This is a genomic window from Streptomyces sp. NPDC001903, assembly GCF_042891345.1.
Classification (GTDB): domain Bacteria; phylum Actinomycetota; class Actinomycetes; order Streptomycetales; family Streptomycetaceae; genus Streptomyces.
This window is the reverse complement of the sequence record NZ_JBIASZ010000019.1, coordinates 49,220-60,999: the sequence shown is the minus strand read 5'-3', so window position 1 is coordinate 60,999 and position 11,780 is coordinate 49,220. Positions and strand designations below refer to the sequence as shown.

Annotated in this window: 4 protein-coding genes; 3 read left to right on the top strand and 1 reads right to left on the bottom strand. The window is 74.9% G+C overall.

Annotated elements, in window-relative coordinates; all coding sequences use genetic code 11:
- Positions 1 to 57: 57 nt before the first annotated feature.
- Positions 58 to 1,299: an RNA-guided endonuclease InsQ/TnpB family protein gene (locus ACFYZS_RS32490; protein ID WP_389020483.1), complete on the bottom strand. Its 1,242-nt coding sequence runs from the start codon at positions 1,297 to 1,299 to the stop codon at positions 58 to 60.
- Positions 1,300 to 1,448: 149 nt separating this feature from the next.
- Here ACFYZS_RS32490 and ACFYZS_RS32485 point away from each other — a divergent pair, with 149 nt between their 5' ends.
- From ACFYZS_RS32485 to ACFYZS_RS32475, 3 genes are read left to right on the top strand one after another with little or no spacing between them, the layout of a single operon-like run.
- On the top strand, positions 1,449 to 6,938 hold the full coding sequence (locus ACFYZS_RS32485; RefSeq protein ID WP_389020480.1) for an amino acid adenylation domain-containing protein: 5,490 nt from the start codon (positions 1,449 to 1,451) through the stop codon (positions 6,936 to 6,938).
- Positions 6,935 to 10,264, top strand: a complete 3,330-nt coding sequence (locus ACFYZS_RS32480; protein ID WP_389020477.1) for an amino acid adenylation domain-containing protein — start codon at positions 6,935 to 6,937, stop codon at positions 10,262 to 10,264. The genes ACFYZS_RS32485 and ACFYZS_RS32480 overlap by 4 nt, the downstream gene beginning before the upstream one ends.
- Positions 10,261 to 11,778 (top strand): amino acid adenylation domain-containing protein, encoded by a 1,518-nt coding sequence (locus ACFYZS_RS32475; protein ID WP_389020474.1) that lies wholly within the window; start codon positions 10,261 to 10,263, stop codon positions 11,776 to 11,778. The genes ACFYZS_RS32480 and ACFYZS_RS32475 overlap by 4 nt, the downstream gene beginning before the upstream one ends.
- Positions 11,779 to 11,780 lie beyond the last annotated feature (2 nt).

Genomic DNA, 11,780 nt, shown 5'->3' with positions numbered 1-11,780 from the left:
CCTGCTGGGCCAAGGTGTGCACCGTTGACCACTGCGCGATCGATCGAGGTGAGGTCGTTACTTGACGTCCTCCCCCCTCGTGACGAGGGGGGTCCTCGGCTCGCGCCGTGGGGTTTCCTGGTTCATCGCCGACTGCCCGCCCGGAGTTCTCCGTTGAGGTCTTACACCAGCTCCACAGGCTGCAACCGCCCGTCCGGCGGCCAGAAGGTTCTTCGCCGCGTTCACGTCCCGGTCATGGGTCGTGCCACAGCCCTCGCACGTCCATGTGCGGACGCTCAGCGGCATCTTCCCGGCGAGGGAGCCGCAGTGGGAGCACAGCTTGGAGGAGGGGAACCATCGGTCCACGACCACGAGGTTCCGCCCGTACCAGGCTGCCTTGTACTCCAGCATCCTGCGCATCTCCCGCCAGGCTGCATCGGAGACGGCGCGGGCGAGGCCCCGGCTCTTGACCATGTTGCGCACGGTCAGGTTCTCGATCACGAGCGTTTGGTTTTCACGTACGAGTCGAGTGGTGAGCTGGTGCAGGTGATCCCGGCGGCGGTCGGCGATCCTCGCGTGGATCCTGGCGACCCTGCGCCGGGCCTTGGTCCGGTTCGCTCCGTCGCCCTTGGCCTTGCGGGCCAGGCGCCGCTGCGCGCGGGCGAGCCGCACCCGGTCCTGGCGCTCATGCCGGGGGTTGGCGACCTTCTCGCCGGTGGAGAGGGTCACCAGATGGTCCAGGCCCGCGTCGATGCCGACCGCGTTGCTGGCAGCGGGGAGGGGGACCACGTTCGGGTCCTCGCACAGCAGCGACACGAACCACCGCCCGGCCGCGTCCTGGGACACGGTCACCGTGGACGGAAACGCTCCCTCCGGCAACGGCCGGGACCACACGATGTCCAAAGGCCCGGCCATCTTCGCCAGCGTCAGCTTCCCGTCACGGAAGCGGAAACCGCTGCTGGTGTGCTCGGCGGACTTCCGGGACTTCTTCCGCGACTTGAACCGCGGGTACTTCGCCCGCTTGCCGAAGAAATTGGTGAACGCCACCTGCAAGTGCCGAAGGCACTGCTGGAGCGGAACCGACGACACCTCACCCAGGAACGCCAGCTCCTCAGTCTTCTTCCACACGGTCAACATCCCGGACGTCTGGTTGTAGTCGACGCGCTCCTGCCGCGCCCACGCCTCCGTCCGAGCAGCGAGCGCCAGGTTGTAGACCTTGCGAACACAGCCGAAGGTGCGAGACAGCTCCGCTGCCTGCACATCCGTCGGATGGAAGCGGTACTTGAACGCCCGCTTCACATGGCCCGTGGTCACGCTCACAAGCTGGTGAGTCCATAAAGCAAGGGCCAAATCTGCAGGTCAAAGCGCAGGTCTTCGCGCAAGAGGCTCAAGACCGCGTCCTGCCCTGCTCCGCGGGAGTTTCGCTTCCTCCCCCATCCGAAGGTGGGGGTATCCACGAAAGGACTCTGATGAACTGGCGAGACGTACTTTCCGGTACGGCACAGGAGCGCCCGCACGCGACGGCCTTCCGCTTCCACTCCGAGGAGCCGGGCGAGCCCGAGCGGCTCGACTGGGCCGGGCTCGACGCGCGGGCCCGGGCCGTCGCGGCGCACCTGGCGGACCTCGGTCTCGCCGGGCGCAGTGCGGTCCTGCTGTTCCCCGCCGGACTGGACTACGTGGCCGCCTTCTTCGGCTGCCTGTACGCGGGGGTCGTCGCGGTCCCCGCGTACCCGCCGAGCCGCAATGCCCGCTCCACCGAGCGGCTCGCCGCGATCGTGCGCGACAGCGGCGCGGACACGGCACTGACGACGGCGGTGATCCGCGACCGGCTCGCGCCGCGCCTGGCCTCCGCCGACGGGGTGCCTCCGCTGCGGCTGGTGGCGACCGACGCGATGAGCGCCGCGGACGCGCCGGCCTGGCGGGCCCCGCGGATCGGCGAGGACGCCACGGCCTTCCTGCAGTACACCTCCGGCTCCACCTCCACGCCGCGCGGCGTCGTCCTGAGCCACGGCAACCTGCTGCACAACACCGCGATGATCGGCCGGGTGTTCGGGCTGGACACCGGGATGCGCGGGGTGTCGTGGCTGCCGATGTACCACGACATGGGCCTGATCGGCTCGGTCATGGGGACCGTCCGCGCGGGCGGCACCATGTCGCTGATGGCGCCGAGCACCTTCGCCCGCGACCCGCTGCGCTGGCTGGGCGTGGTCGCCGAGGAGCGGGCGACCGTCACCGGCGGCCCCAACTTCGCCTACGACCTGGCCGTCGAGCGCACCACCGAGGAGCAGCGGGCCGCCCTGGACCTGTCGTCCTGGCGGGTGGCCTACAACGGGGCCGAGCCCGTCCGGCCGGCCTCGCTGCACCGCTTCGCCGAGGCCTTCGCCGTCTCCGGCTTCCGCCCCGAGGCCTTCCTGCCCTGCTACGGGCTGGCCGAGGGCTCCCTGCTGGTGACGGGCGGCCCGGCGGGCACCGGATTCCGCACCTGCGAGCCGCCCGCCGGCTCCGGCGCGGCCGGCGAACTGGTCGCCTCCGGGGTGCTGCCGCCCGAGCAGCGGCTGGAGATCGTCGACCCCGAGACCCGGCTCCCCGTCGCCGAGGGGGAGGTCGGCGAGGTGTGGGTGGCCGGCCCGAGCGTGGCGCGCGGCTACTTCAACCGCACCGACGCCGTCGCCGACACCTTCGGCGCGCTCGTCGAGGGCGGCGACGGCACCGGCTTCCTGCGCACCGGCGACCTCGGCTTCCTCTCCGGCGAAGGCGACGCCCGCGAGCTGTACGTGACGGGCCGCCGCAAGGACCTGATCATCGTCCGCGGCCGCAACCACTACCCGCAGGACATCGAGCTGACCGCCGAGCGCTGCTCGCCCGCGCTGCGCGGCAACGGCGGCGCCGCGTTCTCCGTCACCGGCGCCGACGGCGGCGAGCGGCTGGTCGTCGTCCAGGAGCTGATCCACGGCCACGGGCTGGCAGACCCGGCGGAGCTGGCGCGCGCCGTACAGGCCGAGGTCGCCGCGCAGCACGAGGTGCGCCCGCACGCCGTGGTCCTGATCCGTACGGCCTCTCTGCCGCGGACCTCCAGCGGCAAGGTGGCCCGGCACGCCTGCCGCGCCGCCTACCTGGCGGGCGAGCTGCTGGTGACCGCCGTCCACGCCGACGAGGAGCCGCCGGCCCCCGCGGCCGGGGACGCGGCCGCGGAACCGCCCGTACCGGCCGCCGGTGACCGCGAGGCGGTCCTGGCCCACCTGCGGCGGGCCGCGGCCGTGCTGCTGCGGACCCGGCCCGAGGAGGTGCCCGCGGACGCCTCCCCGGCGGCCCTGGGCCTGGACTCCCTGGACTCCGTACGGCTCCTGCACCGGCTCCAGCGGGAGTTCGGGCTCGAGCCGGGCCCGGAGGAGGCCTTCTCGCTGACCCTGGCCGAACTGGCCGACGCCATCGCCGCCGCGGACGCCGGGGCACCGGGCACGGCGCCCGCGCCGCTCGCCGACACCCCGCCCGGCGACGGCGAACTCTCCCACGGGCAACGGGCCATGTGGTTCCTGCACCGGATGGACCCCGACAGCACCGCCTACCACCTGGCCGCCGCCGCGGAGCTCTCCGGCGAGGTGGACACGGCCGCGCTGCGCCGCGCGCTGGCGTCCGTCGTACGGCGCCACGCCGCCCTGCGCACCACCTTCCCCGAGGTCGGCGACGGCCCCGTCCAGCGGGTCCACGCCGTCCTGGAGCCGGAGTTCAGCGAGACCGACGCGAGCGCGTGGCCGGCGGAGCGGATGCGGGCCGAGCTGACGGCGCTCGCCTACCGGCCCTTCGACGTGGAGGCCGGACCGCTGCTGCGGGTCGCCCTGCTGCGCTGCGGGCCCGGCCGGAACCGGCTGGTCGTCTCCCTGCACCACCTGGTCGGCGACCTGTGGTCGCTGGAGATCCTGCTGCGGGAGCTGGGCGCGCACTACCGGGCCGAGACCGGAGGGCCCGCCCCCGAGGCGCCGGCCGTTCCCGGGTTCGGCGCCGCCGTGCGCCGCCAGGCCGGGCGCCTCGCCGGGGCGGAGGGCGAGCGGCTGTGGGAGTTCTGGCAGCGCGAGCTGGCGGGCGCCCCGACCGTGCTGGAACTGCCCGCCGACCACGTCCGGCCGGCCCGCCGGCGCGCCCCGGCCGGGGTGCGGCGCTTCCGGCTGGAGCCGGGGACCGCCGCCGCGCTGGCCGCCCTGGCCCGCGCCGAGGGAACCACCCTCTACACCGTCCTGCTCACCGCGTACCAGCTGATGCTGGGCCGCACCGCCGGGCAGGCGAGCCTGCTCGTGGGCTCCCCCGTGCACGGCCGGGAGCACGCGGACACGGCCGAGGTCGTCGGGCCGTTCCTGAACACCGCGGTGCTGCGCGCCGACCTGCGGCCGGGCGAGTCCTTCACCGCCCTGCTGCGGCGGGCCGCGCGGCGCGTTCCGGCCGCCCTGCGGCACGGTGCGATGCCGCTGTCGCTGCTGGTCGAGCGGAGCCGGGTGGCGCGCGACACGAGCCGCACCCCGCTGGTGCAGGCGCTGTTCACGCTCCAGTCGGGACCCCTGGCGGCCTTCGTCCTGGGCGATCCGGCCTCCCGGTTCGACCTGGGCGGGCTCGGGATGCGGCCGGTGGCGCTGGACCAGCCGCACGCCCAGATGGACCTCCAGCTGACCTTCGCCGAGGTGGACGGCACGCTCAGCGGGCTGCTCCAGTTCGACCGCGCCCTGTTCGAGGACGCCACGGCCGAGCGGATGGCCGCCGGGCTGTGCGCCCTGCTGGACGCCGTCGCCGCGGACCCGCAGCGCCCCGCCGCCCTGCTCCCGCTGATGCCGGCCGCCGAGCGGGCCGCCGTCCTGCTCGGCCGCAACGACACGGACGTACCGGGGACTTCGGACACCCCGGTGCACGAGCTGGTGGCCGCGCAGGCGGCCCGTACGCCCGACGCGCCCGCCCTGGCCTTCGACGACACGGAGTACGCGCTCGGCACGGCCGGGCCCGCCCCGGACGCGGACCGGGTGCGCGCCACCCGGACGCTGAGCTACCGGGAGCTGGACGCGGCCGTGAACCGGCTGGCCCGGCTGCTGCTCGCGCACGGGCTGCGGGCCGAGGAGACCGTGGCCGTGCGGCTGCCGCACGACGAGTCCATGGTGGTGGCGATGCTCGCGGTGCTGCGGGCGGGCGGCAGCTACCTGCCGGTCGACCCGCACCTGCCGGCCGAGCGGATCGCGTACCTGCTGGCCGACAGCGGGGCCCGGATCGTGATCACCGACTCGTCGGTGGAGACGGCAGGGACGGCAGGGACGACCCCGACGGCCAAGACGACTGCGACGTCCGCCGCGGCCGCGACAACCGCCGCGGCCGCGAACGGCCCGGTCCGGCTGGTCCTCGACGAGCTGGCCGGGGAGCTGGCCGCGCTGCCCGCTTCCGCGCCCGACGTCCGCGTACGCCCCGACCAGGCGGCCTACCTGCTCTACACCTCGGGCTCGACCGGGCGTCCCAAGGGGGTGCAGGTCCCGCACGGCGCCCTGGCCAACTTCCTGGCCGCCATGGTCCGGCTGCTGAAGCCCGCCGAGGGCGGCCGGCTGCTGGCCGTGACCACCTTCTCCTTCGACATCTCCGCCCTGGAGGCCTACCTCCCGCTGATCACCGGCGGCTGCTCGCACATCGCGGCGCGCCGGATCGCGGCCAGCGGGGAGCAGCTGCGGGTGCGGCTGGACTCCGGTGCCTTCTCGACGATGCAGGCGACCCCCGCGACCTGGCGGCTGCTGTGCGAGGCGGGCTGGAGCGGCACCCCGGGCCTGGCGATGGCCAGCGGCGGCGAGGCCCTCTCCCCCGGACTGGCCCGCACGCTGCTGTCGTTCGGCACGGGCACCCTGTGGAACCTGTACGGGCCGACCGAGACCACCGTGTGGTCGACCGGCACGCAGGTCACCGCGGTGCCGGGGGCCGCCACCCCGCTGGGCGCCCCCGTCGCCAACACGCAGGTGTACGTGCTCGACCCGGCGCTGGAGCCGGTGGCCCCGGGCGCGGCCGGCGAGCTGCTGATCGGCGGCGCCGGGCTGGCCCGCGGCTACCTGGGCCGACCGGGGCTGACCGCGCTGCAGTTCGTACCGGACCCGTACGGGGACGTCCCCGGCGCCCGGCTGTACCGCACCGGGGACCTGGCGCGGACCACGGCGGACGGCCGGACCGAGCTGCTGGGGCGGGTCGACAACCAGGTCAAGGTCAACGGCCACCGGATCGAACTGGGCGAGATCGACGCCGCGCTCAGCCGGCTGCCGGAGCTGAGCCAGGGCGTGGCCGTGGTGCACCGGCCCGCGCCGGACGCCCCGGCGGTGCTGATCGCGTACGTCCGCGGGAGCCGCGATTCGCGCGGCGCGGACTTCGACGAGCGGGCCGCCGCCCGCGCCCTGCGCGAGGAGCTGGCCCGGGTGCTGCCCGCCTACATGGTGCCCGCCCGCTTCGTGTGGGTGGACGCCTTCCCGCTGGGCACCAGCGGCAAGGTGGACCGGGCGGCGCTCAAGCCGCCCGCGCCGGAGCAGGAGGGGCCCGGGGCGGAGCCGGCCACCGCGACCGAGCGGGAGCTGGCGGGGATCCTCGCCGAGCTGCTCGGCACGGGGTCGATCGGCCGCACCGACAACCTCTTCGACCACGGTGCGCACTCCCTGCTGATGTCCCGCTTCGCGGTGCGCGTGCGGGAGTCGCTGGGGGCGCAGCTGCCGCTGCGGGTGATGTTCGAGACCCCGACGCTGGAGCACCTCGCGGCGGCCGTGGACGCCCTCGCCGCGGCGGACGCGGCGGCGGGGCCGGGCGGCGCGGGCGCCGGCCGGATCACCCGGATCGACCGCACCCGCCAGGTCGGCCTCGTCGCCGCGGGAGCCGCTCCCGCGGCGGCGCCGGGCGGCGGCAAGGACACGTTGCGGGCCCTGCGGGCCGCACGCCGGATCGGCAGCCAAAAGAGCGGCTCATGACGTACGTGGAGAATCCGATGGCCCTGATGCACCCCGAACAGATCATGTTCCCGGCGACGCACGCGCAGCAGCGGATCATGATCATCGAGCAGCTGTACCCGGGCGGCTCCGCCTATCACGTGCCCTTCGCGGTGCGGTTGCGCGGACCGCTCGATGCCGCCGCCCTCACCGGCGCCGTCCGGGAGGTGGTGCGCCGCCACGAGTCGCTGCGCACGGTGTTCCGCACGGTGGAGGGGGTCCTCGGCCAGATCGTCGAGGAGGACCACCTCGTCGAGGTGCCCGTACGGGACCTGACCGGCCACCCGGCCGCGGCCGACCCCGACGCGCTGGCCGCCCTGGTGGCCGAGGCGGCCGCCCGCCCCTTCGACCTCACGGGACGGCTGCTGCGCGTCGAGCTGCTGCGGCTCGCCGCCGAGGACCACGTCCTGGCCGTCACCATGCACCACCTGGTCTCCGACAGCTGGTCCTGCGGGATCTTCGTCGGCGAACTGGCCGCGGCCTACCCGGTGCTGCGGGCCGGCGGGCGGCCGCGGCTGCCCGAGCCGGAGGTGCAGTACGTCGACTACGCGGCCTGGCACCGCGAGCAGCTCGACGGGGAGCGGACCGCGGAGCTGCTCGGCTACTGGCGCGAGCGGCTCGCCGGGATGCAGCCGGTGCTGGAGCTGCCCGCCGACCGGCCGCGGCCCCCGGTGCAGTCCTACCGCGGGGCGACCCTTCCGGTACGGCTGTCCCCGCGGACCTCGGCCGCCGTGCGGCAGGCCGCCCGCGCCCTCGGGGTCACCCCGTTCACCGCCCTGCTGGCCGCCTTCCACGCGGCGGTGGGCCGCTGGACCGGCGGCGAGGACATCACCGTCAGCAGCGGGGTCGCCAACCGCACCCCGCAGGTGGAGGAGGTCATCGGCTGCTTCATCAACGTGCTGCTGCTGCGGGCCTCGCTGGCCGGGGACCCGACCTTCGCCGAACTGGCCGCGCAGGTCGGCGAGACCGTGCTGGACGGCATGCAGCACCAGGACCTGCCCTTCGACCGGCTCGTGGAGGAGCTCGCGCCCCAGCGGGACCTCAGCCACCAGCCGCTGGCGCAGGTGATGTTCCTGCTGCAGAGCGCGCCGCTGCCGGACGTGGCACTGGACGGCCTGGAGCTGTCGACCGTCCCGGTCCGCCGCAAGGCGACGCACCTGGACCTCAACGTGCAGCTGTGGGACTCCGGGGAGTGCTTCGAGGGGGTCGTCGACTACAGCACCGACCTGTTCGACGAGGCCACCGTCGCCCGGATGTGGACCCAGTACGAGACCCTCCTGGCGGCGGCCGCGGCCCGCCCCGGGGACCGGATCGGGGAGCTGCCGCTGCTGCGCCCCGAGGACGAGCACACCCTGCTCACCGAGTGGAACCGGACCGCGGCCGAGGTCCCCGCGGAGCTCACCCCGGCGCTGATCGAGGCCCGGGCTGCCGTCCACCCGCACGCCCCGGCCGTGGTCGGCGACGCGGGCACCCTCACGTACGGCGAGCTGAACGAGGCAGCCAACCGGCTGGCCCGGCTGCTGATCGAGCGCGGAGCGGGCCCCGAGCGGACGGTGGCGCTGATGCTGCCGCGCTCGGCGGAGACGGTCACGGCCGTGCTGGCCGTCCTCAAGTCCGGTGCCGCGTACGTCCCGGTGGACCCGGTGCTGCCGCCCGACCGGATCGCGTACCTGCTCTCCGACGCGGCGCCCTCGGCCGTGGTGACCACCACGGCCGTCCCCGCGGCGGTGACGGGCGCGGCCGAGCGCCTGGACCTGGACGCGCCGGCCACCCGGGCCGCGCTGGCCCGCTGCGCGGCCGGCGACGTCACCGACGCCGACCGGCGGGCCCCGCTGCGGCCCGACCACCTCGCGTACGCCATCTACACCTCGGGCTCGACGGGCCGGCCCAAGGGCGTCCTGATCAGCCACCGCGCGCTCGCCGACTATCTGGCCGCCTGCCGCCGGGACTACCCGGGCCTGTCCGGGTCCGCGCTGCTGCACTCGCCGGTCTCCGTCGACCTGTCGGTGACCACCCTGCTGGGCCCGCTGACCGCGGGCGGCCGCATCGTGCTCGGCGGGCTCGACGGCCGCACCGACGAACTGCCGGGCGGGGAGGGCCGGCTGTCCCTGCTGAAGGTCACCCCGAGCCACCTGCCGATCCTGCTGGGGCTGCCCGAGGCGTACTCGCCCACCGGGGACCTCGTCATCGGCGGCGAGATGCTGACCTCCGAGGTCCTGGACCGGTGGCGGGCGCGCTTCCCCGGCGCGGTGGTCACCAACGAGTACGGACCCACCGAGGCCACCGTCGGCTGCGTGGCCCTGCGGGTGGGCCCCGGCGAGGTGCTGGCCCCGGGCCCGGTCCCGATCGGCCGGCCCATGGCCAACTCCCGTGCGTACGTACTGGACCGCGCGCTGCGGCCGGTGCCGGTCGGGGTGGCGGGCGAGCTGTACGTGGCGGGCGAGGGGCTGGCCCGCGGCTACCACGGGCGGCCCGCGCTGACCGCCTCCGCCTTCCTGCCGGACCCCTTCGGGGAGCCGGGGCAGCGGATGTACCGCACCGGGGACCTGGCCCGCTGGACGTCCGACGGCCGCCTGGACTACCTCGGCCGCATCGACGACCAGGTCAAGGTGCGCGGGTTCCGCATCGAGCTCGGCGAGATCGAGGCGGCCCTGACGGCCCTGCCCGGAATCCGGGAGGCGGTCGTCAAGGCGGTGACGGAGACCGGCGACACCACCCTCGCCGCGTACTGCGTCCCGGACGGCGGTGGGGAGCTGGCGGTGGGCACGGTGCGGCAGCAGCTGCGCCGGACCCTGCCCGAGCACATGGTGCCCGCGCACTTCGTGGCGCTGGAGCGGCTGCCGCTCGCGGTGAGCGGCAAGGCCGACCGGGGGGCCCTGCCGCCCGTCGGCAGCGCCCGGCCGGCCCTGGACACCGGCCGGCTGGCCCCCCGTACCCCGGTGGAGTCGCTGCTGGCCGAGGTGTGGGACAGCGTGCTCCACGTCGACGGGGTGGGCGTGCGGGACGACTTCTTCGAGCTGGGCGGCCACTCGCTGGCCGCGACCCGGATCGCCGCGCTGACCGCGGAGGTCTTCGGGGTGGAGATCCCCCTGCGGGAGGTCTTCGCGGCCACCGACGTCGAGAGCCAGGCGGCCCTCGTGGAGGCGGCCGGCCGGGACCAGGGCGTGGACGTGGAGGCGATCGCGCGCCTGGCCCTGGAGATCGGCGAGCTCAGCGAGGACGAGGTGGAGCAACTGCTGGCCGGCCGGGACGGATCCGGGCCGGCGGACACGGACACGGACACGGACGCTGGAGGCGGTCGGCAATGAACGGACAGGCATGCCTGCACGAGCTCGTGCAGGACTGGGCGCGGCGGATGCCCGAGGCGCCCGCGCTGCGCTTCGAGGGCGAGCAGTGGAGTTACGGGGAGCTGAACGGGCGGGCCAACCGGCTGGCGGCGCACCTGCGCCGGATGGGCGTGGGCCGGGAGTCGGTCGTGGGCGTGCTCATGGAGCGCGGTCCGCGGCTGCCGCTGGCGATGCTCGCGATCCTCAAGGCGGGCGGGGCGTACCTGCCGATGGACCCGGCGCAGCCGGTGGACCGGCTGGGCTATCTGATGGGGGACGCGGGCTGCGAGCTGGTCGTCACCACGACCGCCCTGGCCGGGCAGGTCCCCGAGGAGGCGGCCGCGGTCTGCCTGGACGACCCGTTCACGGCGGACATGCTGACCGGGCTGTCCGCGGCCGATCCCGAACTGCCGGCGCACCCGGACCAGCTGGCGTACGTCATCTACACCTCGGGTTCGACGGGCCGCCCGAAGGGGACCCTGCTGCCGCACCGGGGCGTGGTCAACCTGACCTCGCACATGGCCCGGCAGTTCTCGATCGGGCCGGGCGACCGCTGGCTGCAGCTGACCACGCCCTGCTTCGACGTGAGCGTCCTGGAGATCTTCGGCGCGCTGACCACCGGCTCCTGCCTGGTGCAGGGCTCCTCCCTGACCCTGCTCGACCCGCGGGCGCTGGGCGCCCTGATGCGCGACGAGGGCGTCACGATCGGGGTGTTCACGACGGCGATCCTGCCGCTGCTGGATCCCGAGCAGCTGCCCGAGCTGCGCGTGCTGAACGTGGGCGGGGAGCAGCTGAGCCGCTTCCAGGCGGACCGCTGGTCCTCGCCGACCCGGATCGTCAACAACCAGTACGGGCCCACCGAGGCGACCGTGGCCTGCACCGAGCAGCGGCACGACCCCGGGCTGGGCCGACCCAAGCCGCTGATCGGCGAGCCGATGCCGAACCTGGAGGCGTACGTGGTGGGCCCGCACGGGCGCCAGGAGCCGTCGGGCGAGTTCGGCGAGCTGCTGATCGGCGGGGTGTGCCTGGCGCGGGGCTACCTGAACCGGCCGGGGCTGACGGCGCTGAAGTTCGTACCGGACCCCTTCGGCGGGCACGGCGCCCGGCTGTACCGGACGGGCGACCTGGTCCGCCGGACGGCGGGGGACGACGGCCTGGAGTTCGCGGGGCGGATCGACACCCAGATCAAGCTGCACGGGCACCGCATCGAGCCGGGCGAGGTCGAGGAGGTCCTGCTGACGCATCCGCGGATCAAGGACGCGGTGGTGGACCTGGTACGGCCGCAGGAGGCCGAAGGGGGCGGTGAAGGGGCGGGGGCCGTGCTGACGGCCTTCGTCACCGGTACGGACACCCCCTCGCTCGCGGAGGTGCACGCGCACCTGCGCACGGTGCTGCCGGTGTACATGCTGCCGGGGCGGGTGGTCGTGCTGGAGGAGATCCCGCTGACCCGCAACGGCAAGGTGGACCGCCGCGCCCTGGCCGCCGCCGCCCTCTGACG

Excerpts from the sequence above, each read along its gene's own strand:
- ACFYZS_RS32485 (WP_389020480.1), top strand. The coding sequence starts at position 1,449 with ATGAACTGGCGAGACGTACTTTCCGGTACGGCACAGGAGCGCCCGCAC.
- ACFYZS_RS32480 (WP_389020477.1), top strand. The coding sequence starts at position 6,935 with ATGACGTACGTGGAGAATCCGATGGCCCTGATGCACCCCGAACAGATC.
- ACFYZS_RS32475 (WP_389020474.1), top strand. The coding sequence starts at position 10,261 with ATGAACGGACAGGCATGCCTGCACGAGCTCGTGCAGGACTGGGCGCGG.